Source organism: Dactylosporangium fulvum (assembly GCF_025137375.1).
GTDB classification, from domain to species: Bacteria; Actinomycetota; Actinomycetes; order Mycobacteriales; family Micromonosporaceae; genus Dactylosporangium; species Dactylosporangium fulvum.
Genome location: NZ_CP073720.1, coordinates 5,725,259 through 5,748,347 on the forward strand (window position 1 = coordinate 5,725,259; position 23,089 = coordinate 5,748,347).

General features: G+C 73.1%; 27 protein-coding genes. 13 read left to right on the forward strand and 14 right to left on the reverse strand.

Annotation, left to right across the window (positions count from 1 at the left end):
* Positions 1–30 precede the first annotated feature (30 nt).
* Positions 31–939, forward strand: a complete 909-nt coding sequence (locus tag Dfulv_RS26915) for an MBL fold metallo-hydrolase (protein WP_259856200.1) — start codon at positions 31–33, stop codon at positions 937–939.
* Positions 940–1,161: 222 nt separating this feature from the next.
* Here the strand turns inward: Dfulv_RS26915 and Dfulv_RS26920 are convergent, their stop codons facing one another.
* The gene (locus tag Dfulv_RS26920) at positions 1,162–4,107 is read right to left on the reverse strand and encodes a glycosyl hydrolase (RefSeq protein WP_259856201.1); all 2,946 of its coding nucleotides are present in this window, start codon (positions 4,105–4,107) and stop codon (positions 1,162–1,164) included.
* Positions 4,108–4,387: 280 nt separating this feature from the next.
* Between Dfulv_RS26920 and Dfulv_RS26925 the strand changes: the two genes are divergently transcribed.
* The 3 genes from Dfulv_RS26925 to Dfulv_RS26935 all read left to right on the forward strand — a co-directional run bounded on the left by Dfulv_RS26925 (position 4,388) and on the right by Dfulv_RS26935 (position 6,188).
* The gene (locus Dfulv_RS26925) at positions 4,388–4,918 is read left to right on the forward strand and encodes an FBP domain-containing protein (RefSeq protein ID WP_259856202.1); all 531 of its coding nucleotides are present in this window, start codon (positions 4,388–4,390) and stop codon (positions 4,916–4,918) included.
* Positions 4,919–4,950: 32 nt separating this feature from the next.
* Positions 4,951–5,088, forward strand: a complete 138-nt coding sequence (locus tag Dfulv_RS26930; protein ID WP_259856203.1) for a hypothetical protein — start codon at positions 4,951–4,953, stop codon at positions 5,086–5,088.
* 161 nt (positions 5,089–5,249) lie between these two features.
* Entirely contained in the window at positions 5,250–6,188 is a 939-nt protein-coding gene (locus Dfulv_RS26935) for a sugar phosphate isomerase/epimerase family protein (protein ID WP_259856204.1), read from the forward strand.
* A gap of 93 nt (positions 6,189–6,281) precedes the next feature.
* Here Dfulv_RS26935 and Dfulv_RS26940 read toward each other — a convergent pair whose 3' ends face one another.
* The 3 genes from Dfulv_RS26940 to Dfulv_RS26950 form a co-directional block, all read right to left on the reverse strand.
* Positions 6,282–6,566, reverse strand: coding sequence for a hypothetical protein (locus Dfulv_RS26940; protein ID WP_259856205.1), 285 nt, complete (start codon positions 6,564–6,566; stop codon positions 6,282–6,284).
* A gap of 88 nt (positions 6,567–6,654) precedes the next feature.
* Complete coding sequence (locus Dfulv_RS26945) at positions 6,655–7,617, reverse strand: helix-turn-helix transcriptional regulator (RefSeq protein ID WP_259856207.1); 963 nt, start codon at positions 7,615–7,617, stop codon at positions 6,655–6,657.
* Between the two features lie 30 nt (positions 7,618–7,647).
* Positions 7,648–8,562: an SDR family oxidoreductase gene (locus tag Dfulv_RS26950; RefSeq protein WP_259856209.1), complete on the reverse strand. Its 915-nt coding sequence runs from the start codon at positions 8,560–8,562 to the stop codon at positions 7,648–7,650.
* 264 nt (positions 8,563–8,826) lie between these two features.
* On the opposite strand from Dfulv_RS26950, the gene Dfulv_RS26955 reads away from it, so the two are divergent.
* The gene (locus Dfulv_RS26955; RefSeq protein WP_259856210.1) at positions 8,827–9,111 is read left to right on the forward strand and encodes a hypothetical protein; all 285 of its coding nucleotides are present in this window, start codon (positions 8,827–8,829) and stop codon (positions 9,109–9,111) included.
* A 167-nt stretch (positions 9,112–9,278) separates the two neighbouring features.
* On the opposite strand, the gene Dfulv_RS26960 is transcribed toward Dfulv_RS26955, so the two are convergent.
* Positions 9,279–9,605 (reverse strand): STAS domain-containing protein, encoded by a 327-nt coding sequence (locus Dfulv_RS26960; RefSeq protein WP_259856212.1) that lies wholly within the window; start codon positions 9,603–9,605, stop codon positions 9,279–9,281.
* Positions 9,606–9,669: 64 nt separating this feature from the next.
* Positions 9,670–10,098: an ATP-binding protein gene (locus Dfulv_RS26965; protein ID WP_259856214.1), complete on the reverse strand. Its 429-nt coding sequence runs from the start codon at positions 10,096–10,098 to the stop codon at positions 9,670–9,672.
* 132 nt (positions 10,099–10,230) lie between these two features.
* Here Dfulv_RS26965 and Dfulv_RS26970 point away from each other — a divergent pair, with 132 nt between their 5' ends.
* Complete coding sequence (locus Dfulv_RS26970; RefSeq protein ID WP_259856215.1) at positions 10,231–10,824, forward strand: DUF6939 family protein; 594 nt, start codon at positions 10,231–10,233, stop codon at positions 10,822–10,824.
* Between the two features lie 300 nt (positions 10,825–11,124).
* On the opposite strand, the gene Dfulv_RS26975 is transcribed toward Dfulv_RS26970, so the two are convergent.
* Positions 11,125–11,325, reverse strand: a complete 201-nt coding sequence (locus Dfulv_RS26975) for a hypothetical protein (protein WP_259856217.1) — start codon at positions 11,323–11,325, stop codon at positions 11,125–11,127.
* Between the two features lie 65 nt (positions 11,326–11,390).
* Positions 11,391–11,807: a MarR family winged helix-turn-helix transcriptional regulator gene (locus tag Dfulv_RS26980; RefSeq protein WP_259856219.1), complete on the reverse strand. Its 417-nt coding sequence runs from the start codon at positions 11,805–11,807 to the stop codon at positions 11,391–11,393.
* 49 nt (positions 11,808–11,856) lie between these two features.
* Between Dfulv_RS26980 and Dfulv_RS26985 the strand changes: the two genes are divergently transcribed.
* On the forward strand, positions 11,857–12,228 hold the full coding sequence (locus tag Dfulv_RS26985; RefSeq protein WP_259856221.1) for a VOC family protein: 372 nt from the start codon (positions 11,857–11,859) through the stop codon (positions 12,226–12,228).
* A 128-nt stretch (positions 12,229–12,356) separates the two neighbouring features.
* Here the strand turns inward: Dfulv_RS26985 and Dfulv_RS26990 are convergent, their stop codons facing one another.
* Positions 12,357–13,556, reverse strand: a complete 1,200-nt coding sequence (locus tag Dfulv_RS26990) for an FAD-dependent monooxygenase (protein ID WP_259856223.1) — start codon at positions 13,554–13,556, stop codon at positions 12,357–12,359.
* Between the two features lie 82 nt (positions 13,557–13,638).
* Between Dfulv_RS26990 and Dfulv_RS26995 the strand changes: the two genes are divergently transcribed.
* The 3 genes from Dfulv_RS26995 (at position 13,639) to Dfulv_RS27005 (ending at position 15,312) form a co-directional block, all read left to right on the forward strand.
* Positions 13,639–14,340: a TetR/AcrR family transcriptional regulator gene (locus Dfulv_RS26995; RefSeq protein WP_259856225.1), complete on the forward strand. Its 702-nt coding sequence runs from the start codon at positions 13,639–13,641 to the stop codon at positions 14,338–14,340.
* A 54-nt stretch (positions 14,341–14,394) separates the two neighbouring features.
* On the forward strand, positions 14,395–14,826 hold the full coding sequence (trxA, locus tag Dfulv_RS27000; protein WP_259856227.1) for a thioredoxin: 432 nt from the start codon (positions 14,395–14,397) through the stop codon (positions 14,824–14,826).
* Between the two features lie 99 nt (positions 14,827–14,925).
* On the forward strand, positions 14,926–15,312 hold the full coding sequence (locus Dfulv_RS27005; RefSeq protein WP_259856228.1) for a hypothetical protein: 387 nt from the start codon (positions 14,926–14,928) through the stop codon (positions 15,310–15,312).
* Here the strand turns inward: Dfulv_RS27005 and Dfulv_RS27010 are convergent.
* The 3 genes from Dfulv_RS27010 to Dfulv_RS27020 are packed head-to-tail and all read right to left on the reverse strand — an operon-like array spanning position 15,299 to position 18,608.
* A complete protein-coding gene (locus Dfulv_RS27010; protein ID WP_259856230.1) occupies positions 15,299–17,497 on the reverse strand; it encodes a heavy metal translocating P-type ATPase in 2,199 nt (732 codons plus the stop codon). The genes Dfulv_RS27005 and Dfulv_RS27010 overlap by 14 nt on opposite strands.
* An 8-nt stretch (positions 17,498–17,505) precedes the next feature.
* Entirely contained in the window at positions 17,506–18,399 is an 894-nt protein-coding gene (locus Dfulv_RS27015) for a hypothetical protein (protein WP_259856231.1), read from the reverse strand.
* Between the two features lie 2 nt (positions 18,400–18,401).
* The gene (locus Dfulv_RS27020; RefSeq protein ID WP_259856232.1) at positions 18,402–18,608 is read right to left on the reverse strand and encodes a heavy-metal-associated domain-containing protein; all 207 of its coding nucleotides are present in this window, start codon (positions 18,606–18,608) and stop codon (positions 18,402–18,404) included.
* A gap of 397 nt (positions 18,609–19,005) precedes the next feature.
* On the opposite strand from Dfulv_RS27020, the gene Dfulv_RS27025 reads away from it, so the two are divergent.
* From Dfulv_RS27025 to Dfulv_RS27035, 3 genes are all read left to right on the forward strand, one after another.
* Positions 19,006–20,010, forward strand: coding sequence for a DNA polymerase III subunit beta family protein (locus Dfulv_RS27025; protein WP_259856233.1), 1,005 nt, complete (start codon positions 19,006–19,008; stop codon positions 20,008–20,010).
* Entirely contained in the window at positions 20,007–20,276 is a 270-nt protein-coding gene (locus tag Dfulv_RS27030) for a G protein-coupled receptor family protein (RefSeq protein ID WP_259856234.1), read from the forward strand. The genes Dfulv_RS27025 and Dfulv_RS27030 overlap by 4 nt, the downstream gene beginning before the upstream one ends.
* 288 nt (positions 20,277–20,564) lie before the next feature.
* Positions 20,565–21,635: a nucleotide disphospho-sugar-binding domain-containing protein gene (locus Dfulv_RS27035; RefSeq protein WP_259856235.1), complete on the forward strand. Its 1,071-nt coding sequence runs from the start codon at positions 20,565–20,567 to the stop codon at positions 21,633–21,635.
* Here the strand turns inward: Dfulv_RS27035 and Dfulv_RS27040 are convergent.
* Together Dfulv_RS27040 and Dfulv_RS27045 are read right to left on the reverse strand one after the other, a co-directional pair.
* Positions 21,625–22,029 (reverse strand): DUF1801 domain-containing protein, encoded by a 405-nt coding sequence (locus Dfulv_RS27040; protein ID WP_259856236.1) that lies wholly within the window; start codon positions 22,027–22,029, stop codon positions 21,625–21,627. The two genes, Dfulv_RS27035 and Dfulv_RS27040, sit on opposite strands and share 11 nt — an antisense overlap.
* A 131-nt stretch (positions 22,030–22,160) precedes the next feature.
* Positions 22,161–23,042: an NADP-dependent oxidoreductase gene (locus Dfulv_RS27045; RefSeq protein WP_259856237.1), complete on the reverse strand. Its 882-nt coding sequence runs from the start codon at positions 23,040–23,042 to the stop codon at positions 22,161–22,163.
* Positions 23,043–23,089: the final 47 nt, after the last annotated feature.

The window sequence follows — 23,089 nt, forward strand, 5'->3', positions numbered from 1 at the left end:
CCGGACGGGTGACATGGAAGGAGGTCACTGATGACCGCATTCAAGCCCATGCCCGAGTTCGCCCTGGGTCCGGACATCCCGGAGTCCGGGTTCGTCGTGACCGATCTGGGCGGCGGTGCCCACGGCGTCACCCAGGGCATGGTCAACACGATGTTCCTGGAGACCAGGAACGGTGTCGTCCTCGTGGACGCCCCGCTGCACCTGGGGGGTGACAAGCTGCTGGCGGCGATCGAGTCGGTCACCTCCAAGCCGCTCACGCACCTGATCTACAGCCACGCGCACACCGATCACATCGGTGCGGCTCACCAGCTCAACCGGAACGGTCTGCAGATCATCGCCCACGAGACAACCGGTCGGTTCATCAAGGCGGCGCACGACGACCGCCGTCCACTGCCGAACGTGACCTTCAGCGGTCCGCACAAGGCGCTGGACATCGACGGGACGCGGTTCGTCCTGGACTACACAGGCGACTGGCACATTGCGGGCAACCTGTTCATCCACGTGCCCGAGAGGAAGCTCTTCGCGGCGATCGACAGCTTCACTCCGAAGAATCCGCCGTTCTTCCGCCTGGTCTTCTCCGCGCACGTGCCCGCGTACTTCGAGGCCATGGACCAGATGCTCGAGTACGACTTCGAGACCGTCGTGACCGGTCACATGGCGCTGTACGGCACGCCCGAGGACGTGGCGACGAACCGCGAGTACATCAACGACCTGCGGAAGTCCGCGACCGAGGCGATGCGGACGGTCGACCTGAAGGAGGCCGCGGCCGCCGCCGAGGTGCCGGCGAACAACAAGCAGGCCGAGCTGAAGGTGTGGATGGAGGCGGTCGTCGCCCGCGCGGCAGAGCTGATGCCGTCCTGGGACAAGCGGCTCGGAGGGACCGACATCTTCCTCACCGACAACCTCAACGCCGTCGCGTGGAGCGTCTCCATCGACTGAGGCGAACGCCCTGCGCGGTAAGGGACCAGGGGCGCACTGGACGCCGGCGACGCCCCGCGAGCGAGAACCAACACTCCCGGACCCTGCTGCTCGATCCCGGTGGCGGGGTGCACGGCCTGGAACCGGCCCGGTTCGCGGGCTAGCGAAGGCCGCCGGCGGGTCACGACCTTCTTCGCCGCTCACCTCGGCGGGGCCGGGAACCGGCCCCGCCGAGGTGTCCCGTCAGGAGACGGTGTAGGGAATCGTCAGGGTCGACTGGCGGCCGTTGGCGGCCGTCGCGTCGATCCGGACCGTGGTCGGCGCGTTGCCGATGGCGTTCCACAGCTCGATCCGCACGCAGCCGCGGTTCATCGCGGCCAGGCTGCCGGTCGACGATGCCAGCCCGGCGGCCTGCGTGTACTGCTCGGTGCCGACGACCGGATCGGTGGCGAAGTACCCGTAGGTCTCCACCCGGCCGTACGTGCCGCCGCCGGTGAAGTCGTACGACACGCGGGCCTGGACGCCCTGTGCGACGGCGGTTCCGGCGTCGATGTGGAACGTGAACGCGGTCTGGCCGCCGTTCGGGGTGCCGGTGATCCCGCAGAGCCGGTAGGTGACCGGGTTGTGCGGGTTGCCGTCCCAGTTGCCGTTGGCGGCGCTGATCGTCTGCGTGCCCGCACCGGCGCCCGCCGACGTGGACAGCGCCGGCCCGCTGCGCAGGTACAGCACGTTGGACCCCACCGGCGGGTTGGACGGCGGCGGGCTCGACGGCGGCGGGCTCGACGGCGGCGGGGAGGACGGCGGGGGCGACGACGGCGGCTGCGACGACGGCGGGGTGCTCGTGCCGTTGCCGCCGACCCACGTGAACGCGCCGGTGGTGGCGGTCTTCCCGGCGGGCACGCTGAGCGTGCGGCCGTCGGAGAACGTGACGGTCACCGTCGACGTGGACAGGTTGGTGGCCACGTACGTGCGGGCGCCGTTCTTCGTGAAGACCGCGTAGAGCGGCGTGTTCGCGGTGACGGACGTGTCGACCTGGCCGAGCGCGGCGAGGTTGCGGATCCAGTGGAAGGTGTGTGCCCGGCTCTCACCCTCCTCCGGGGTGTACCCCGGGTTGGCCCGCAGGTTCGCCAGTGCCTGGTCGCCGTTGCCGAGCGCCTGGAACGACCACAGGATGTCCTGCCAGACGGTCGGCGGTCCGCCGTTGTTGGTGACGAGCTCGTTCCAGTTGACGGTGTTGTAGGCGGGCCGGTAGCCCATGTAGAGCGAGCCGCCGGTGATCGGCAGCATGTTGATGCCCTGGATCATCTCGGGCTCGCCGCTGAACCAGGTGGCGTAGGCGCCGCCGTCGCCCCAGACCATGCCGACGGTGTTGTGCGCGAAGTTCGCCGGGAAGTTCTGGTTGGCCGAGTCGAACCAGTACTCCTGGATCGCCTGCGCCTGGGTGGTGTAGATGTACAGGCCGGCGTCGCGGACGGCGGTGTTGCCGGTCGCGATGCCCCACTGGATGAGGGCGTTGGCGAAGTTCATGCCCTCGGACGAGGACTCCTGGTTGTTGCCGGCGCCGAAGGAGCCGTGGCCGGACGCCCAGTCGTGGCCGGCGTAGATGTCGAAGTCCCGCAGGAACGGGAACATCGTGTCGTTGCGGTCGGGGTTGTTGGCGTCGCGGATGAGCAGGTTGACCATGCCGCCGTAGGCGTTGGCCGCGGCCCAGTTGCGGTCGAACTTGGCGAGGGTCGCGGCGGCGGCGATGTAGTAGCCGTAGTGGAAGTGGTGGTCGTTGAGCTCCTGGTCGGAACCGTACGACGCCGGGTAGCCGATGAGCGTGCCCCACGCCTGGTCGTAGGCGAACAGGCGGCCGGTCTCGCCGGCCCCGGCGGTGAACCAGTCGGTCAGCCGGGTGCGGATCGCGTTGAGCAGCGTGTCGCGCTGCGCGGTGCGGCCGAGCTGGTCGGCGATCTCGGCGGCGCGGGCGGCGCGGCCGAGGGCCTTGCCGGTCCAGTACGTGTCGTTGCCGAACCCGGCGAACGGGTCGCCGGTGGCGACCTGGTCGAGGTAGCCGCCGAGCGTGGTCAGGTCGGCGCCGGACGAGGTGGCGACGGCCGGGACCTCGGGCAGTACACCCTGGAACTTCGTGGCGGTGGTGAACGCGCCGGTGCCGACGATCGTCCGCATCGGGCCGCGCGGGGAGACGTAGGTCTGCGCGATCGTCGTGCTGCCGCTGAGGTTCTTCCACTGGTGCGGGTACAGCGAGACCACGGTGCCGCTGCCGCTGCCCTCGCGGGCGGTGGTGGTCAGCGTGTAGGTCGCGTTGACCGTGCTCGTGGACTGGTTGTAGCTCCAGCTGACCTGGCTGCCGGTGACGTGGTTGTGCGCGTACTGGCCGTAGTTGTTGGCGAGGGCCGTGCGGTCGGCGGCCGGGGTCGACGGCGTGGTCGGCAGCAGCGCGACGGAGAAGTAGTCCCGGCCCGCGAGCGTCGAGGTGATGGTGTTGCCGCTGACGGTCCAGGTGGCCCCGGTCGGCGCGTAGGCCATGTAGTCGTGGCCGCGCACCGTGAAGCCGACCCGGTTGCCGCTGTTGGACCACACGGCGGGCGGGCCGCCGAACGACAGCTGTGCGTTGCCGCCGGTCGTGCGGGCGTAGATGAACGGCAGGCCGTGGCCGATGGTGGCCTTGAGCGTGCGGGCGCCGTCGGACCACGAGGGGGTGACGGTCCAGTCGGTCCAGCCGTCGACGAGGGTGTTCGGCGCGTTGAGGCCGGCCACGCCGAGGGTGAACTCGGTGGTGTACGGGAAGTGGTACTCACCGACGCCCGTGGCGGTGCCCGAGATCGCCGCCTCGGTGGTGTATCCGACGCCGAGGCCGTCGGCGGCCGGCTTGAAGGCCATCGGGTGGGCGTTGAGCGGCTCGGAGTAGGCACAGTTGATGCGCTTGAACAGCAGCGACGACCACCAGTCGTTGGTCGGCACCGGCCCGGCGGGGGCGTTGGCCGTCACGTACTGCCGGGGGTTGGTGGCGAGGCTGCCACAGCCGGTCGGACCGCTGGTGCCGGCCGGTCGGGTGGTGGCGTAGCTGCCGGAGCCGAGGGTGGCAGCCTCGGCATTGGGAAGCGTCAGGAAGGTCACGACGGTGGCGACCACCGCGACGGCAATGGCACCGGCCGCGATGGGCCGGCCTCTGGCAAGGCGCATAAGGACTCCGAGGTCAGAAGTGGCGGGCTTCCGGGGTCCTGGGAATGATGCGGATACCGGGTGACCGTTGTCAATGCCAAACATCGGAGAGCGCTCTCGTCTACGCTGCTGACCTGCGAATTCTTCCAGAGAGCGCTCTCGGCTCGAAGCGCCGCCGGCGCTGGGCGCCGAGGTCGGTCCGGCACGACGGGTCGCCGCCTCGAGGGAGCGCGCCACGCACCCCTTCCTAGGGTCATTAATAGTTTGCCTAATACATCTAGGCAGCCTAGCGTCGGGACCCGTGAAGGCACTGACCGAGCACGACATCCGCACGTCGTTCGTGAACTGCTCCAAGGGCGAGGCCCAGCGGGCGGCACTGCCGCGCGACCTCGCCGACCGGCCCTGGGCCGACCTCGACTTTCTCGGCTGGCGCGACCCGGGCGCGCTCGACCGGGCCTACCTCGTCGCCGAGCACGGCGACCGGATCGTCGGCGTCGCGCTGCGCATCGCCGTCCAGCGGCGCGGGTTCCTGCACCGCAACATGTGCTCGCTGTGCCTGACCACGCACCCGGGCGCCGGCGTGTCGATGATGACCGCGCGCAAGGCCGGCCGGGCCGGACGCGACGGCAACTCGGCGGGCCTCTACGTCTGCACCGACCTGGCCTGCTCGCTCTACGTCCGCGGCAGGAAGCGCCCGGAGATCGGCGGCCGGTTCGACGAGACGCTCACCGTCGGACAGCAGATCGAGCGCACGCAGGCGAAGCTGGCGGCCTTCCTCGACCAACTGCTCGTAGGGTCCACGTCACAGCCGATGTCGATGAAAGGCGACTGAGTTCCGCGGGCCGCCCGGCCAGCATGGTCGCCATGCCGAGTCTGCACACGGGTGCCGGGCGCGCGCGGCTCGCCGGCTTCGCGGTCGTCGACTGGCAGCACGTCGACACGCGGCGGCAGCCGATCGCCGGTTCCGTCGCCTTCGACCTGACTATCGGTCTGCTCGGCTGAATCTTTCCTTCGCCACGCCGGTACCGTACGGTGGGTCGATCGATTGAAAGATTGGAATCGATGAAAGTCGTCCGGCGTGGCGCGGGCCCGGCTCCCCGCCTGATCGGCCGTTGTCACGCGCCCACGTCGCCCCGACCAATCGACCGGGAGGCAAGGCAGCAATGCAGGATCAGCCAAACGTCAGCCGCCGCCAACTGCTCGGCGCCGCAGCCGCCGGCGCCGCGGCGGTCGGCACCGCCGCCACCCTCGGCGCCTCGCCCGCCGGCGCGGCGCCGTCCGCCGACACCGGCCGACGCCCGGGCCGCGTCCCCCGCGACCAGATCAGCGTCCAGCTCTACACGCTGCGCGACCAGCTGGCGATCGACCTCGAGGCCAGCCTCGCCGAGCTGCGCGGCATCGGCTACACCCGCATCGAGCACGCCGGCTTCGTCGGCCGCACCGCCGCCCAGTTCCGCGCCGCGCTCGACGCGGCGGGGCTGCGGGCCACGTCCGGCCACGTCGGCATCCCGCAGCCGTTCGACGCGTCCACCTGGGAACGGGCGCTGGAGGACGCCAACATCGTCGGCAACCGGTACATCGTCCACCCGTTCTTCGGCATCGACTTCGCCACCGGCCAGCCGATCCGCGACGGCGCGAAGTACCACGCCCTCGCCAAGGACCTCAACCGGGCGGGCCTGCTCGCGAAGCGGGCCGGGCTGAGCTTCGGCTACCACAACCACCAACTGGAGTTCGTCCGCCAGGACGGCGGCAGCCGCCGCGGCTACGACATCCTCACCGCCGAGACCGACCCCGGCCTGGTGCACCTGGAGGTGGACCTGTTCTGGGCGTGGCGCGGCGCCGCCGACCCCGTCGACCTGATCGAGCGGCACCGCGGCCGGATCCGCCAGGTCCACGTCAAGGACCTGGACACCAACGCGAGCTTCGCCGACCCGGGCGCCGGGCTCATCGACTTCGGCCGGATCTTCGAGCACGCGCGGGCGGCGGGCCTGGTGGAGTACATCGTCGAGCGCGACGACGCCGGCAGTCCGCCGCGCACGCCGGCCGACGCGCTCACCACGGCGCGCAACGGCTTCAAGTACCTCGACGGCCTGCGCTTCTGACCGGCCGGACCACGGTCGCCCGGATCGCGGCGGCCGGCGCGCTTCTGAGGCGTGGCCGCCGCGGTGCCGTTCCTGAGGGCTTCACAGGTTCGCTCAGCGGGCTCTTAGCCGGCCGGGCGAGGCTGTCAGCATGACCATCGCACGGGGGTATGCGTACGCCGGCAGCGCCGCCGCTGCCGTGTTCCTGGTGCCGGGGGTCGAGCCCCTCGGGATGCGTTTGCCGTGGTACGTGCTGCTCGCCGCCGTCGGGGGTGCGTGCCTGCTACTGCTCGCGCTGGTCCGGCCGGGCACGCCGATCGTGCCGCGGCGGCGGCTGCTCGCGATCGCCTGGACGGCCGCCGCGACGCTCGCGACCGCCGGGACCGCGGGTGTCGCCACCGGCACCGGCGGGGCGGCCGTGTTCGCGCTCGGCGCCTACGGCTGGTGCCTCGCCGTCGTCACGCTCGCCTACCAGCGCCGGACGGCTTCAGCGGTACAACTCCGTCATGCGCGTGGCGGCGGACCGCATCAGCTCACGCAGCTCCGGCGGGTCGAGCACCTCGACCTCCGGGCCGAGGCCGAGCAGCTGCGTGCAGGCCACGGCCACCGACTCCACCGGCAGGGTCACCACCACCCAGCCGTCCGCGCCGGGCGTGACCGCCTGCTCGTCGACGGCACGGGCGGCGAGGGCCTCCACGGTGTGGCGCAGTAGCCGCACACCCGCCGGGGACAGGCGGATCCGGGCCTGCTCCCGCAGGATGCCGCGCTCGAACTCCAGCGCCTGTTCGCCCCAGAACGCCGCCAGGTCGAACGAGCCGTCGCGCTCGAACACCGTGTCCGTCACCGTGACCGCCGCCGCGCGGTCCACCCGGTACGTGCGGACACCGCCGCCGACCCGGCCCACCAGATACCAGGAGCCGGTCTTCAGCACCAGGCCCAGCGGCTCGACCGTGCGGACGACCTCCTCCCGGCGCCGGTAGGTCAGGACCACCACCCGGTCCTCCCACACGGCCCGCGCCAGCTCGGCCAGCAGCGGCGGCGGGTCCGCGTCCCGGAACCAGCCAGGCGCGTCGAGGTGGAACCGCTGGCGGGCGCGGGACGACGCGTCGCGCAGCGTGGCGGGCAGCGCCGCGGCCACCTTCAGCTGCGCCGCGGCGAGGGATTCGCCGAGCCCCATGTCCCGCACCGGGCCGGGCAGCCCCGACAGGAACAGTGCCTCGGCCTCGGCGCGGCTCAGCCCGGTGAGCCTGGTGCGGTACCCGTCGAGCAGCCGGTAGCCACCGGCCCGGCCCTGCTCGGCGTAGACCGGCACACCGGCCGCCGACAGGGCCAGCATGTCGCGGTAGATGGTGCGCTCGGAGACCTCGAGCTGCTCGGCGAGCTCACCCGCGGTCATCGTGCCGCCCGACTGGAGCAGCAGGACCAGCGAGATGAGGCGGGACGCGCGCACCTTCAGACCTTACCGGCCCTCACCGGCCCGTCACCGGTAGCCGGTCGGGTCGGCCGGCCGGTCGGGCTGCACGACCTCGTCGTAGTACCGCATCCAGTCCGGCCGGCTGCCGTCGAGGTCGGTGAAGCCGTACACCTGGGCGAGCCCGCCGCTGGACAGCGACTGCCCGGTGAAGCGGTGGACGTCGGGGTCGGCGGCCAGGGCGGCGACCGCGCGGCCGACGAACGCCGGGGACTCCGACATGACGAAGTGCGGCTGCTTCTCCGTGGCGTCCTGCCAGCTGGCCTCGGTGACGCCGAAGTGCTCGAGCATCAGCTCGGAACGCAGCCAGCCGGGTGTGAGCGCGACCGCGGTGGCGCCGAACGCCTTCAGCTCCTCCGCCTGCGCGAAGGCCATGCGAAGGTTCGACGCCTTCGCCAGGTCGTAGAAGAACGAGACGCGGTAGTTGACCGCGTTGTGCTCGGCGGTGCCGTCGGTCATCTCGACGACGAGGCCGCCGGGGCGGCGGATGAGCAGCGGCAGGGCGAAGTGACTGGTGATGATGTGCGTGTCGACGGCCAGGCGCAGGATGTGCAGTCCGATGCCGAGGTCGTGCTCCCACAGCTTCTGATCCCAGCTGAACAGCCCCTCGGCGCCCCAGATGTCGTTGACGAGGACGTCGAGGCGGCCCTGCTCGGCGTCGATCCGCTCGACGAGCGCGCGGACCTGCTCTGGCACGAGGTGGTCGGTCTGGACCGCGATCCCGGTGCCGCCGGCCGCGGTGACGAGCTCGGCGGTCTCCTCGATGGTCTCCGGGCGGCCGCTCTCGGACCGCTGGGCGCGGGTGGTCCGGGCGGTGGCGTAGACGGTGGCGCCCGCCGCGCCGAGCTGCACCGCGATCTGCCGTCCGGCGCCCCGGCTCGCGCCGGCGACGAGGGCGACCTTGCCTTCCAAGGGTCGTGTCATGCCGGAGACGGTGCCAGGAAAACCTGACAACCCGCGTCATGGTTTCGGCGATGTCCTGCCGGCGGCTCCGGTCGCGCTGCCGCTGGCCGGCGGGCCGCCGCTCTCGGACACGACGGTGTGCGCTGCGCCGTCAGGTTCGCGGGATGCGGCCGCACGAGCCGGGTGCCGCCGGGCCCGTGGCCTCCTCGGTGGCGCCGGCCACCCGGCGGGGGTCGTCGCGCTCGGCGGCAGCACCGCGTCGTGAGCGGGCTACGATCGACGGTGGTGACGGACGGCAGCATCAACCTGGACGCACCCGCGCGGCCGGCGGCCGTGCGGCGCCGCTCGTCGCGCGGCCGGGCCGCCGCCGTGCTGCTGCTCTCGCTCGCCGCGGCCGCGCCGCAGGGCGCCCCGGTCGTGCACGCCGCCGCCCGCACGCTCCCGCTGCCGAGCTACTGCACGGGCCGGCCGATCCCGGGCGGCCGGCTGAACATCGTCGCCGGCGGCCGGTACATCATCCTCGACGCCACCACGAACACCGTCGTCGGCCAGGGCCCCTGCCCCGACTAGCGCGGGGCGGCGGTGCGCAGGTCCACGGCGGTTGCGCTATCCGGCCCCGGTCGGCCACCCGCCGCTCCAGCCTGGTGGTGAACAGGGCGGTGCGGCCGACCAGCGCCAGCACGTAGTCATGGCCGCCCGTCGACGAGGTCGGTGCAGGGCCCCGCGCGGCGGGCTCGTCACACGGTGGTGTCGGCCAGCGACGAGTGGATGGTGAACACCCGGTCGAGGCCGGTGATCTGGAAGATCCGCAGCAGCCGGGCGTGCGGCACCACGAGCTCCACGACCCCGCCCACCTCGACGAGCCGCTTGTGCACGCTGATGAGCACCCCGAGGGTGGTCGAGTCGAGGAACCCCACGTCGGTGAGGTCGACGACCACCGTCCGGGCGCCGTCGTCGACGAGCTGGTGCAGATAGCTGCGCAGCTCAGGGGCGGTGGCGACGTCGAGCTCGCCGCTCGCCTGCACGACGGCGCACTGCCCGTCGACCGTCGAGGTGACCTGCATCCCGCCACTGCCCTTTCTCGAGCCCGATAGTCCTTACGGTCGAATCATACGGCCGAACGGCTGATTACCGCCGGTCGGCACTGTCCCATGTCAGGTGCTTGCTGAACCGCAGCAGTGTCCCCGCGTCCTCGACGGACACCACGTCCAGCCGCTCCACCAGCGCCGCGACGACGTGCAGGCCACGGCCGTGCTCGCTGAGCTCACCACCCGGCAGTTCGCTCGCCGGGACGACCCGGTGCGGGTCGAACCCTCCGCCGTCATCGGTCACCTCGATGACGCACTCGTCCTCGTCGACGCTGACATCGACGTGGTACTTGCTGGCGAGCGAGGCGTGCGACACCACGTTGCCGCACGCCTCGGTGAGCGCCAGCTGGATGTCGTCCCGGCATTCCTGGGTCACCCCCGCGCCGGCCAGTGCCCCGTCAAGGGTGCGCCGCGTCACCCCGACCATGGCCGCGTCGCGCGGCAGGTCGAGTGAGAATTGCAGGCGCATCGCGTTCTGCGGCAAGGTCCCTCCCCCTACGGCCGGTTCGATCCGCCTCAGCCGTACCCATCGGGCCGCCGTTGCTAACAGGCTCCGGCGGCGCACCGAAAATTGTCGTACCCGCCGGGGATGATGCGGGGCGTGGAGATCGAGGTGGTGAGCCGGCGCAGGAGCGCCGCATCGCTGGCGGCCGCGTTCCCGGGCGCCGCGGTCGTCGACGTGACGTCGAAGGGCCCGCAGCCGTGGGTGCGGCTGAGCCCGTTCCACCCGCACGGCGGCATCCCGGTGCCGTTCACGCCCGGCCGCACCGCCATGTCGGTCGAGGGCATCTGGCAGGCGTTGAAGGTGTTCGACAGCGCCGACGTCGACCCGGCGAAGCTGACCGTGACGTCGATGACCGGCCTCAAGCGCACGGTCCGCAGGTTCGGCGCCGTCCGCGGCCACCGTGCCGGGCTGCACGGCGAGGTGCTGCTCGACTACGAGACCGCCCGCAGACGCGTCTATCTGCCGTCCTACCGCTGGGTGCTCGAGCACCGCGCCACCGCCGAGGTCGGCGAGCTGCGCCGGCTGGCGGCCCGGCAGCGGGTGGTGCTGCTCGACTACACGACCAACGGCGACGTGGCCGACCTGGCGACGCCGCTCTCCCATGCCGCGCTGATCCGCCATCACCTGACCGGCACCTGGCCCGGCGACCAGCCGTCCGATGTGGACACCACCGCAGCTATGTCCGGCTGATGACCGGCGGTGACGGGCCCGGACGCACCGGAGACGGGCCGCACCGGGCGCTCGATCGGCGGCACGCCGAGCAGAAGGACGAGGGCGCCGAGGCCGGAGAGCGGCGCAGGAGGGCAGGAGCGCCGACCCCAGGACAGCGGCACGGGGGCGCCGAGGCCAGGACAGCGGCACGGGAGGACGGATGCGCCGAGGCCGGAGCGGCGGCACGGAAGGGCAGGAGCGGCAACCGGCGCCGGGCGGCGAGGTTTGAGCAGGTGGCGCCGCGGGGGCAAGAGGGCGGCAGGGTAGAGGGCGGCGGGGTCAGCTGGCCCGGGCGGTCTCGGACAGGTCGCTCATGTCGACGCCGGCCTCGGCGAGCAGTTCGGCGACACGGCCTATGGTGAGGAAGTCCACGACGTTGTCACCGTGCACGAGGCGATACCAGCGGCCGCCGCTCTGGTGGCGGACGACCTCGACGCGCCACCGTCCGTCCGGTGTCTGCATCGCCCCGACGACCTTCACCCCGTGAGGCTAATGCAGGCCGCTGACCAGCGAGAAGGATTGATCGAAAACTACACCCGTGTGGTTCACGCGCCCTGTTCGTCGGCGAGCCGGTCCAGGTATCCGGCGAAGCGGCGGCGGTCGGCCGCGCTCCAGCCGGCGGTCAGCTCGTCGAAGACGTCACGCTGCCAGGACCGGGCGGCGGCGAGCAGCACCTGCCCGGCGGGGGTCAGGCGGATCGCGGCCCGGCGGCGGTCGCCCTGCGACTCGCCCCTGGCCAGGTATCCGGCGGCGACCGCGTCGCGGACGATCCGGCTGGCGCCCGACTGGTCCAGGCCGAGCCGGTGCGCGACGTCGTTGACGGTCGCCTCGCCACCGGCGTGCACCGCCTCGACGGCCATGACGTGCTGGGCGCGCTCGTCGACGGCGCCGGCGGCCCAGCGCCGGGACCAGAACCGCACAAGGCGGAACAGCGCCGGTCCCCCGTTGACAGGTTCGCTCACCCGGCTACTGTAACGCATGCGAATCGCATACATTTTGGAGGTACCGTCAATGCCTGTGGCACTGCACCACACCATCGTCCCGGCCGCCGACGCCTCCGCCTCGGCCGCGTTCCTCGCCGCGCTGCTCGGACTGCCGCAGCCGCGGGCCGCCGGGCCGTTCATGGCCGTGGCCGTCAACGACGGGCTCACGCTCGACTTCGACGACCGGCACGGTGTCCGGCCGGGGCACTACGCGTTCCTCGTCGACGACGTGACGTTCGACGCGGTCCTGGCCCGGCTGCACGTGGCGGAGACGATCGACTACGGCGCCGGGCCGGAGCACGGCTGGGACCGGCGGATCAACCACCTCGGCGGCGGCCGGGGCGTCTACGTGCGCGATCCGGACGGGCACAGCTACGAGATCTTCACGGCCGCACCGTAGGCACCATGGACACCGCCTTCGCGGACGCGGTCCAGGAGGCGCTGCTCGCGGCCTGGAACGACTTCGCCGGGTTCGAGGGCCGCAGTTCGGCACGCAGACCTGGAGGACTCCGACAACGTGCTGCTGCGCTACGCGATCGGCTGAGCCCGGGACAACGGGTAGTCCGGCAGGTCGATGCGGCTGGCGCGGTCGTCGGCCGCCCACATCTGCAGGCGCATGCCGAGCCGGCTGTTGAGCGCGCCGTTGCGCACCCGGGCTCCCCAGGCGGAGCGCGGCGCGAGGAACCGCCCGGTGGTGTCGCCACCCTTCTGGCACCGCCGGGCGAAGTCCCCCAGCAGCCGCTCGTAACGGGCGAACGCGACGGCGTGGTCGGCGCCGGCGGCATACGCGGTGGCCAGCTCGCCGGCGAGGACGTACGCGCCGATGATCGCGGTCCCGGTGCCCATGCCGCCGATCGTCGCGCCGGCCGCGGCGTCGCCGAGCAGGGCGACCCGGCCGCGGGACCAGGGCGTGATGTCGACGCGGCAGATCGCGTCGAAGTAGAAGTCCGGCGCCTCGCGCAGCGCGGCGAGCAGGCGCGGAACCTCCCAGCCCATGCCGGCGAACCGGTCCAGCAGGATCGCGCGCTGCGCCTCGCGGTCGTGGCGGTCGTAGTCCAGCCGCGGCGACGCGAACGCCACGAACGCGCCGGCCCGCGACGGGTCGCGGTGGTCGCCGCCGGCGCTGGCCATCCGCCCGGGCTCGTTGTAGAGCAACGAGTCGCGCCCGAGGCCCAGGTCGTTGGGCATCTCCCAGGTGGCGACGTAGTAGCCGAGGTGGCGCACGTACCGCTCCTCGGGGCCGAACGCCAGCCGCCGCACCCCCGAGTGCACGCCGTCGGCGCCGACCACGAGGTCGAAGGTCCGGCGCAGGCCGCTCGCGAAGGTGACGTCGACCCCTTGCGGGCCGTCGGTCATCGCCACGATCCGGTCGCCGAAGCGGTACTCCGTGCCGGCGCGGCTGTGCTCGTAGAAAACCCGCGACAGGTCGAAGCGCGGGATCTCGATCTCGCCGCCGGCGAAGTCGGCCGGCATCTCCATGAGCCGGCGCCCGTGGGCGTCGACGAACCGCATCGCCGTGCCACCGGTCTGGACCGCGCGCAGGTCGTCCAGCACGCCCATCCGCTCCAGCAGCCCGAGGTGCACCTGGCCACGGAAGTCGACGGCGTTGCCGCCGGTGCGCAGCGCGGGTGCGATCTCCACGACGGTCGGGCGGAAGCCGTGCCGGCAGAGCCAGTGCGCGAGTGCCGGCCCGGCGATGCTGGCGCCGGAGATCAGGACGGTCTTCACGATCGTGCCCCCTTCGAAAACTGTGTCCCATGGACTCGGTTTTTATTGTGTACCATAGACGCAGTTTTCGCCAGGGGGTTCTGTGGACCACGACTTCCTCTGGGACGGCCCCAAGCCGCCGAGCCGCGGACCGAAGCCGACCCTGACGCTCGAGCGCATCGCCACCGCGGGCATCGCGCTCGCCGACGCCGAGGGCCTCGGCGCGGTCGCCATGCACCGCGTCGCCGCCGAGCTGGGCGTCACGAAGATGTCGCTGTACCGGTATGTGCCGGGCAAGGCCGAACTGGTCGCGCTGATGGCGGAGCACGCGATCGGCGCGCCGCCCGAGCTGCCCGCCACCGGCTGGCGGCCCGGCCTGGCGGCATGGGCCCGGAGCCTGCTCGGCGCGTACCTGGCACATCCGTGGGCACTGGAGGCGACCGTCGGGCCCCGCCCCGTCGGCCCCGTCGAGCTGACCTGGTTGGAGTGTGCGCTGCGGGTGCTCGCGGACACCCCGCTGACCGGCCCCGAGCGTCTCGACACGGTCGCGGTGCTCGCCGGTCACACGCGCGGCATCGCCCAGCAGGCGAGCGCCGGCCGAAACCCGGAGGCGGACCTCACCACCGCGATCGCCGCCCCGCTGGCCCGCCACGGCGACCGCTTCCCGCAGCTGCTGTCGGCGCTGGCCGCGACCGGCGACGCGGGCGCCGGCGACCAGGCCTTCGAGTTCGGCCTCACCCTGATCCTCGACGGCGCCGAGCGGCGGATGGCCACCCAGGCGCCGACGGCCTCCGGCCACTCGTGACCACGGGGGAATCGTCCGGCGGCGCACGGTGTTCGAGCCTGGCGGGAGGTAATGATGGCTGGGATCGTGACGTGCCGGCAGTGTCAGCAGCGCAACCGGGTGCCGTCGACGGCGTCGGGCACACCGGTGTGCGGCAGGTGCAAGCAGCCGTTGCCGTGGATCGTCGACGCCGGTGACGACACGTTCGCCGAGGTGGTGGAGCGCTCGTCGACCCCGGTGCTGGTGGACCTGTGGGCGACGTGGTGCGGCCCGTGCCGGATGGTGAGCCCCGCGCTGGAGCAGGTGGCCGGCGACCTGGCAGGCTCGGTGAAGCTGGTGAAGATCGACGTCGACAAGGCCCCGGCCCTGTCGAGACGCTTCGACGTCCGCGCCGTGCCGACCCTCATGGTGCTCAAGGACGGCAAGGTGCTGGCCCGCCAGGCAGGCGCCGCAGGCGCGGACGCCCTGCGCCGCTGGGTCCAGCAGACCCTCGCGACCGCCGGCTGACCCGCCGGCGCGGTGAGCTCCGGCCGGGCCGACCGCGATCGCGACGACCGGCACCTCGGCCGCCCAGCTCCGCCGGAGCGGCAGCATCGTGGTGAACTGATGGCACACGCGCAGGAGGAGCGGGAGGTGGCGTTCGTGGCGACGCGGTCGTGGTGGGAGTCCCGGCCGGCACCGCACTGCACGCCGAACCCCGGCGGCTTCCTGGCCGGGACGATCCCGGCGCTGCCGCCGCTCGGCTGCGCGTTCAGTGACGAGCCGGACGCCTCGGCGGCGAAACTCGCCGCGGCCCGGGCGGTGCTCGCCGCGGGCCGCCGGCTGGTGTGGACGGACGACGACGAGGTCCCGGAGTCGGGGCCGCTGCGCGCGGAGCTGACCGCGGGCGGCCGGGCACTGCTGATCCGGCCCGACGCGCGCCGCGGCCTGACTCCGGCGGATCTGGACGAGATCGAGGCGTTCGCCCGCGGCGACCTGCTCACCGCGGCCTGAGGCCGCCCTGGACGGCGCTGCGGAAGCTGCGCAGGCGCAGGGAGTTGGCCACGACGAACACCGAGGAGAGGGCCATCGCGGCGCCGGCGAGCATCGGGTTGAGCAGGCCGGCCGCGGCGACCGGCAGGCCGACGACGTTGTAGGCGAACGCCCAGAACAGGTTGCCCTTGATCGTACGCAGCGTCGAGCGCGCCAGCCGGATCGCGTCGACGGCGGCGAGGAGATCACCCCGTACCAACGTCAGATCCGCCGCCTCGATGGCCACGTCGGTGCCGGTCCCCATGGCCAGGCCCAGGTCCGCCTGGGCGAGGGCCGCCGCGTCGTTGACCCCGTCGCCGACCATCGCGACCGTGCGTCCCTCGGCCTGGAGTCGCTTGACGACGTCGACCTTGTCGGCGGGCAGGACCCCCGCGACGACCTCGGCGATGCCGACCTCGGCGGCGACGGCTCGGGCGACGGCCTCGGTGTCGCCGGTGAGCAGGACCGGCCGCAGCCCGAGCTCACGCAGCATCGCGACGGCGCGGCGGCTGGTCGGCTTGACCGCGTCGGCGACCGTGAGCGCCCCGCGGTACGCGCCGTCCCAGGCGACCTGGACCGAGCCGTCCTCGGGTGCGTCGACGCCGTGGTCGCGCAGCAGCCGCGGCCGGCCGACGAGGACCGCGCGGCCGTCGACGGTGCCACGCACGCCGAGCCCTTCGACGTTGGCGAAGTCGCGGACCTCGGGCAGCGTGCCGAGCCGCTCCTCGGCGGCGCGGGCGATCGCCCGGCCGATCGGATGCTCCGAGGCGTGCTCGAGCGCGCCGGCGAGGCGCAGCAGTTCGTCGGCGTCCTGCCCGTCGGCGGGCCGGACGTCGGTGAGCGTCATGCGGCCGGTGGTCACGGTGCCGGTCTTGTCGAGCACGACCGTGTCGACTCGGCGGGTCGACTCGAGCGCCTCCGGGCCCTTGATGAGCACGCCGAGCTGGGCGCCGCGGCCGGTGCCGACGAGCAGCGCCGTCGGGGTGGCCAGGCCCAGGGCGCACGGGCAGGCGATGATCAGCACGGCGACCGCCGCGGTGAACGCCGCGGTGGGGCCGCTGCCGGTGCCGAGCCAGAAGCCGAGCGTACCGACGGCGAGGGCGATGACGACCGGCACGAACACGCCGGAGATCCGGTCGGCGAGCCGCTGCACGGCGGCCTTGCCGGCCTGCGCCTGCTCGACCAGCTCCGCCATGCGGGCGAGCTGGGTGTCCTTGCCGACCCGGGTGGCGCGCACGACGAGCCGGCCGCCGGCGTTGACGGTGGCGCCGGTGACGGCGCTGCCCGGGCCGACCTCGACCGGCACCGACTCGCCGGTGAGCATGCTCTGGTCGACGGCGGAGCTGCCGTCCTCGACGACGCCGTCGGTCGCGACCTTCTCCCCCGGGCGCACGACGAACCGGTCGCCGACGTGGAGCTGGTCGATCGGCACGCGGGTCTCGACGCCGTGCCGGAGCACCGCCACGTCCTTCGCGCCGAGCTCCATCAGTGACCGCAGGGCGGCGCCGGCGCGGCGCTTGGCGCGGGACTCGAAGTAGCGGCCGGCGAGCAGGAACAGGGTCACGCCGGCGGCGGCCTCGAGGTAGATGTTGCCGCTGCCGTCGGTGCGGCCGATCGTGAACTCGAACGGGTGGGTCATGCCGGGCACGCCGGCGGTGCCGCGGAACAGCGCCCACACCGACCAGGCGAACGCGGCGAGCGTGCCGACGGAGACGAGGGTGTCCATGGTGGCGGCACCGTGGCGCAGGTTGGTCCAGGCCGCCTTGTGGAACGGCAGGCCGCCGTAGACGACGACGGGTGCGGCGAGCGTCAGGGACGCCCACTGCCAGTACGTGAACTGCCAGGCGGGCACCATCGCGAGCACGATGACGGGCACGGCGAGCACGAGGCTGACGAGCAGGCGGGTGCGCAGCTCGTCCCGCTCCGGCGGCGGTGCCTCGTCCTGCCGTTCTTGCACCGGCAGGGCCGCCGTGTACCCCGTCTGCTCGACGGTCGCGATGAGGTCCTGCGGTGTGACGGCGCCGTCGTAGGTGACGCTGGCCTTCTCGGTGGCGTAGTTGACGGAGGCGGTGACCCCGTCCATGCGGTTGAGCTTCTTCTCGATCCGCATGGCGCACGAGGCGCAGGTCATGCCGCCGATGGCGAGTTCGATCCGGTTCGCGGACATGGTGTTCCTCAGTGGTCCGTCGCAGCGGTGAACTCGGCGGTGTGGACCGTGCCGCCGTGCTTGAAGTCGAGATACAGCCGGTACTTGCCCTCGCTCGGCACCTCGGCGGTGAACGTCGTGCCGTCCGGGTGCACGTGGAGGTAGGCGAGGTCGCCCTCGCGCAGTGCGACGAGGTGGCCGCTGGCGCCGAGGTACGGCTCCAGGTCGGTCACGGGCCTGCCGTCCCGGCTGACCGTGAAGGTGAGTTTCGCGGCGGTACCGGCGTGCAGGTCGCCGTCGAGCCGGACGGTGTAGCCGTCGACGGTGGCGGTGTGCGCGGCCTGCGGCAGCGGCTGCGGCCGGTAGTCACCGGGCGCGGCGACGTCGGCGCCGAGCGTCAGCCCTTCGGCGCGGGCCGCGGGGCGGAAGTCGGCGAAGACCCGATACTGCCCGGCGGCCGCGACGTCCAGCGGGACCGACCAGGTGCCGTCCGCGGCGCGCTCCGGGTGCACGTGCCGGAAGCCGGTGAGGTCGCGGCGGACGACGATGAGGTGGAGCTCCTTCTCGTGCTCGACCGCGTACCGCGTGACCGGCTTGCCGTCCGGGCCGGTGACCCGGAAGCGGAACTCCTGGGTGGCGCCGGGCGTGAGCGTCGTCGTCAGCGGGGTCAGGGTGTAGCCGTCCTCGGTGACCTGGAGGCCGGTCGGCAGGTGGGCTCCCCCGCCCTGGGTGCCCGACCCGTGGCTCTGGGTGTCGTGGCCCGCGTCCTGGCCCATGTTCTGGTCCGTGCCCGCGGGCATGTCGTGGGTGGCTTCGACGACCGGGGCCGCGGTGGGGCCGGCGAGCTTGCCGGCCCCGACGGACGCGGCGAAGACGGCCGCCAGCCCGGCCGCGAACGCGCCGAGCTTCAGCGGCGTGCGCATGGTCAGCCCGCCACCGCGTAGCCGGCCTCGTCGACGGCGTCGCGGACGGCGCGGTCGTCGAGGGGGTGGTCGCTGGTCACGGTGACGGCACCGGTGGCGAGGTCGACCCGCACGTCGCGCACCCCGTCGAGGCGGCGCAGCTCGCCGCTCACCGCGCCGACGCAGTGGTCGCAGGTCATCCCGGTCACCGTGTATGTCGTCGTCTGCATTTGCCCGCTCCCTTTTCCGATCCCTACCCCCTGGGGGTACCAGGGTACCTCAACTATTACCCCCCTGGGGTATCAGAGTCAAGCGCGGCGGCCCGGATCACGACATCGAGGCGCTCCGCATCGGTGCTGGTCAGCGCCGGTACGGCCGGTGACCACCGGACGGACAGTGGGTCACGCCACACCCCCGGACACGCACTCCGGTCCGCCGGCCGGGTTTCCGCCCAGCAGATGTGTTCTCGCTGGTCAACACGGTCGCGCCAGGTGGCGGATCGGATGATCCTCGGCCGTGGCGGCCGGAATTCGTCGCCCGCCGGCTCCGGCTCGGCTTCGCGGCACCGCCCCCGCCGCTCCCGTCCGGGACACCACCCCGCAGGTCGCCCGGGTCAAGGACACCGTCGTGGCCAACAGCAACCGGGCGACGGTGAAGGCGAAGCACCGCTGCTGGGGCGGGCACGCCGGGTCCCACGTCCGGGTGTCGATCAAGCAGGTCGGCACCAACCTGGAGGAAGATCCGCATCGAGCGGTGACCCGGCGGTTTTTGTCATACCCGGTGGCTACGGTGCCGGGTATGACTCGCCGTTCGGAGCACACCCTGGACGTGACCGTGAGCGCCGTCGCCTTCGCCGAGGCGGCGGCGCTCACCGCCCGGCTGCTCACCATCCGTTCGCCGCAGCCGGTCCACGCCGCGGTCCTCCTGCGGGCCGACGACACGGGCCTGCACCTGTCGGCCACCGACGGGGCGCTCACCGTCCGCCTCCGGGTCGCGGCGACGGTCCACCAGCCCGGGGCGGCGGTGGTGCCGCGCCGTGGCCTGGCCGAGACCCTCGCCGGCCTCGGCGCTCCCGAGGCCCGCCTGGTCGCCGAGGGCAGCCGGCTCGCGGTCCGCGTCCCGAGCGCGCGGTTCGCCCTGCCGGTCCTCGCGGATCCCTGGCCGCCGGCCCCCGACGTGCCGCCGCGGGCCGGTGAGGCCGCCGGCCCGGCCCTGCGCGCGGCGGCGACGGCCGTCGCCGGGGCGGCCTCCCGCGAGCACGCCCTGCCCATCTTCACCGGCGTACGGATCCGCTCGGCCGACGGGCACCTGTCCCTGCTGGCCACCGACCGCTACCGGCTGGCCGCCGCGGCCCTGCCCTGGCAGCCGTCCGCCGCCGACGTGGAGGCGCTCGTCCCGGCCGCCGTCCTCGGCAAGGTCGCGACCGCGCTCGGCCGCGCCGAGTCGGTGGGCGTGCACGCCGGCCCGGACCTGTTCGGCCTGTCCTGGCCGGACGGCAGCGTCGTCACCGCCACGCTCGGCGGCGGATACCCCGACGCCCAGTTCGACCGCCTCCTCGCCGTCGACCCGGAGTGCGTGGTGGAGCTCGAGTCGGGCGCGCTGGCCGCTACGCCGGCACCCACGGCCGCGTGACGCTCCAGGTCGTCGACGGTGCCGTGCTCGTCGGGGCGAGCGACCCGCTCAGCGGCGAGTCGGAGGAGACGGTCAAGGCCACCGTCCACCAGGGGCGGGCGACCCGGTCGTACCAGGCGCGGCTCCTCCTCGACGCGCTGCGCGCCTTCCCGCACGAGCCCGTCCACCTGCGCATCCAGCCGGCCATGCGCGCGACGGAGCTCACCGCACCGACGTCCGCCCTCCGCTACCTCGTCGTCCCCATGCGTCCCGCCGGGACCGACTGACGGGAGGTGTCCGGATCCGCGCACCGGCTCCGACGTAGCCGGTGACCATCTCGCGGAAGCGCGACGTCCATGTCAACGAGGGCCTTGCTGGCCTGCGGTGTCGCCGCCGGCCCGCTCTTCGCCGGGTCCGCCCTGGTGCACGGCTCCGCGCCGCCGTCTCAGCACCGCCGCGCGGCCGCGCGCCTCTGCCCTGTTCCTCGACGCTCCGCCTTCATGATCGTGGGAAACTTCGGGCCGCCCCGGCGACCAGGAGTTTCCCACGATCACGCTCCGGCTATGCTCGGCCAGATGCGGGTACTCCTTGTCTCGGCGCCCCTGGTCGGTCACGTGTTCCCGTTCGTGGCGCTGGGCCGGGCGCTGCGCGACGCCGGGCACGAGGTGCTCGTCGCGACAGGCGGCGACGGGATGGCCGTCACGCAGTCCGGGCTGCCGGTGCACGACATCGCGCCCGGCTTCCGGATGGCACCGATCGCGATGCCGATCATGCTGCGCCACCCGCTCATCGCGCGGGCCGAGCTGGCCGGGCGGGCCGGGACGCGCGGTGTCCGGCTGCTGTTCCGGGCCGTCAACGACCGCATCGCCGGTGCCGTCACCGGGCTGGCCCGGCAGTGGCGGCCCGACCTCGTGATCCACGAGCCGCTCGCGGTGGCCGGCGCGCTGGCGGCCTCGGCCGTCGGTGTGCCTGCCGTCCTGCACGAGAACTCGCTGTTCGACGGCCCGACGCTGGTGGCGTTGTTCCCGGAGGTACCGCCGGTGGCCGCGGTCATCAGCTCCGCGCCCCCGAGTGTGCTGCCGGGGCGGACCGGCCGGCTGATGCGCCCGGTGCCCTACGGCGGCGAGGCCGAGCTGCCGACGTGGCTCGGCACCGCCGGGGAACGCCCGCGGATCGCGGTGAGCCGCAGCACGGTGACCGGCGGGCCGGGCCGGGACCGGCTGATGGACCGGGTGGTCGCGGCGGCCGGCGCGGTTGACGCCGAGTTCGTGCTGATCCGCCCGCCGCGCGAATTCGCCGGCCCGGCGAACGTGCGGAGCACCGGCTGGGTGCCGGTCCCGGAGGTCCTGGCGAACTGCGCGGGCGTCGTCCACCACGGCGGCGCCGGCACCACGCTCGCGGCGCTGGCCGCCGGTGTGCCGCAGCTGGTCGTCAACGGTGCCGGCGACCGGCGGCACAACGCCGCACTGGTGGCGGCCCGCGGCGCCGGGCTGGCGGTCGACGAGCGGGACGTCTCGGCCGAGGTGCTGTCCCGACTGGTGACCGACCCGGCGTTGCGGGCCGCCGCCGGCGAGGTGCGCGAGGAGATCACCGCGATGCCGTCCCCGGCCGCGGTGGTGCCCTTCCTGGAGTCGCTCAGGTCGTGACGTTGCGGGCCTGGAATCCGGCGCGGATCAGCTCGCCGAGCACCTCTTCGTCCACATCGGACAGCCGTTTGACGTAGACGCAGCCCTTGCCGGTCGTGTGCTTGCCGAGGCGGGCGAGCAGGGTCTCGTCCATCGGCAGGTAGTAGAGGACCAGGGCCTGCTTGCGCGGGGAGAAGCCGACGGCGGCGGTGTCGCCCTGCCGCCCGGACTCGTAGTGGTAGTGGTTGGAGCCGAACCCGACGATCGAGCTGCCCCACATCACCGGCGGGGCACCGGTGACCTCGGCGGCGAGGGCGCAGAGCCGCTCGGCGTCGGCCCGGCGCTGCGGGTCGGTGACGGCGGCCAGGAACGCCGCCACGTTCTCGTCGGTCGGTACCGTCTTGTTCTCGGCCATGGCCGTCAGAGTAGCCGGTGCGCCTTGCGCGGCCGCCGGTCCCACAGCAGGAGCAGCCACCCCACGGCGCGCAGCGACACGGCGGCGATCAGGATCCACACGGCCCACGGCATGGAGATCTCTCCGAGCTTCTACGGGGTGACGATCACCTTGCCGCGCAGGGCGCCGGCCTCGGCGGCGCGGTGGACGGCCGGCAGGTCCTCGAACCGGTACTCGGCGCTGACGTCCAGCCGGACCGCGCCATCGTCGACGAGGCGCACCAGCGCCGCCAGATCGCCGGGCGTGTTGCCGACGACGAAGTGGACCGCGGTCACGCCGGTGGCGGGCGGCGCGTGCACCGGTGTCGTGACCGACACGATCCGGCCGCCGGGGCGCACCAGCGGTACCAGATCCATCTCCCGCCCCACCAGGTGCAGGACGGTGTCGACCGGGGCGGCCAGGGCCTCGTGGAGGGGAACCCTGGTGTAGTCGACGATCTCGTCGGCGCCGAGCGCGCGGAGCACCCCGGCGCTGCGGGCGGACGCGGTCGCGATCACGTACGCGCCGGCGCGCTTCGCCAACTGTACGGCGTAGCCGCCGATCCCGCCCCCGGCGCCGTTCACCAGCACCCGCTGTCCACGATGGACCTCGGCGTGGCCGACGACGGCCTGCCACGCGGTGAGGCCGGCCACCGGGAGTGCCGCCGCGTGTGCCAGCGGCACGCTCACCGGGGCCGGGACGAGCAGGGCGGGGTCCGCGGCGACGAACTCCGCGGCGGTGCCGGTGTCGAGCCGGGCGACCACCCGTTCACCGGTGTCGACGACCGTGCCCGCCACGTCCCAGCCGAGGGTGTGCGGCAGGTCGAGGTCGAACACGTCACGCAGCAGCCCGGCGCGCAGGCCGACCTCCGACGGGTTGAACGAGGTCGCGGCGACCTCCACGAGGACCTCGCCGGGCGCCGGTACGGGCACCGGCACGTCGTCGACGCGGATCACGGAAGGGTCGCCGTAGGCGTGCATGCGGGCAGCTCTCACATCCACGATCCTGGGCGCGCAGGGCGAGACGAACCATGTGTGGCAGT

Bases quoted from the DNA above. Each gene is read 5' to 3' on its own strand.
- Dfulv_RS26960 (WP_259856212.1), bottom strand. From the start codon at position 9,605: ATGCAGGTCACCTCGACGGTCGACGGGCAGTGCGCCGTCGTGCAGGCG.
- Dfulv_RS26920 (WP_259856201.1), bottom strand. From the start codon at position 4,107: ATGCGCCTTGCCAGAGGCCGGCCCATCGCGGCCGGTGCCATTGCCGTC.
- Dfulv_RS26915 (WP_259856200.1), top strand. From the start codon at position 31: ATGACCGCATTCAAGCCCATGCCCGAGTTCGCCCTGGGTCCGGACATC.
- Dfulv_RS27010 (WP_259856230.1), bottom strand. From the start codon at position 17,497: ATGTCCGCGAACCGGATCGAACTCGCCATCGGCGGCATGACCTGCGCC.
- Dfulv_RS26985 (WP_259856221.1), top strand. From the start codon at position 11,857: ATGCCTGTGGCACTGCACCACACCATCGTCCCGGCCGCCGACGCCTCC.
- trxA (WP_259856227.1), top strand. From the start codon at position 14,395: ATGGCTGGGATCGTGACGTGCCGGCAGTGTCAGCAGCGCAACCGGGTG.
- Dfulv_RS27005 (WP_259856228.1), top strand. From the start codon at position 14,926: ATGGCACACGCGCAGGAGGAGCGGGAGGTGGCGTTCGTGGCGACGCGG.
- Dfulv_RS27035 (WP_259856235.1), top strand. From the start codon at position 20,565: ATGCGGGTACTCCTTGTCTCGGCGCCCCTGGTCGGTCACGTGTTCCCG.
- Dfulv_RS27040 (WP_259856236.1), bottom strand. From the start codon at position 22,029: ATGGCCGAGAACAAGACGGTACCGACCGACGAGAACGTGGCGGCGTTC.
- Dfulv_RS26930 (WP_259856203.1), top strand. From the start codon at position 4,951: ATGCCGAGTCTGCACACGGGTGCCGGGCGCGCGCGGCTCGCCGGCTTC.
- Dfulv_RS26950 (WP_259856209.1), bottom strand. From the start codon at position 8,562: ATGACACGACCCTTGGAAGGCAAGGTCGCCCTCGTCGCCGGCGCGAGC.
- Dfulv_RS27015 (WP_259856231.1), bottom strand. From the start codon at position 18,399: ATGCGCACGCCGCTGAAGCTCGGCGCGTTCGCGGCCGGGCTGGCGGCC.
- Dfulv_RS26965 (WP_259856214.1), bottom strand. From the start codon at position 10,098: ATGCGCCTGCAATTCTCACTCGACCTGCCGCGCGACGCGGCCATGGTC.
- Dfulv_RS26935 (WP_259856204.1), top strand. From the start codon at position 5,250: ATGCAGGATCAGCCAAACGTCAGCCGCCGCCAACTGCTCGGCGCCGCA.
- Dfulv_RS27020 (WP_259856232.1), bottom strand. From the start codon at position 18,608: ATGCAGACGACGACATACACGGTGACCGGGATGACCTGCGACCACTGC.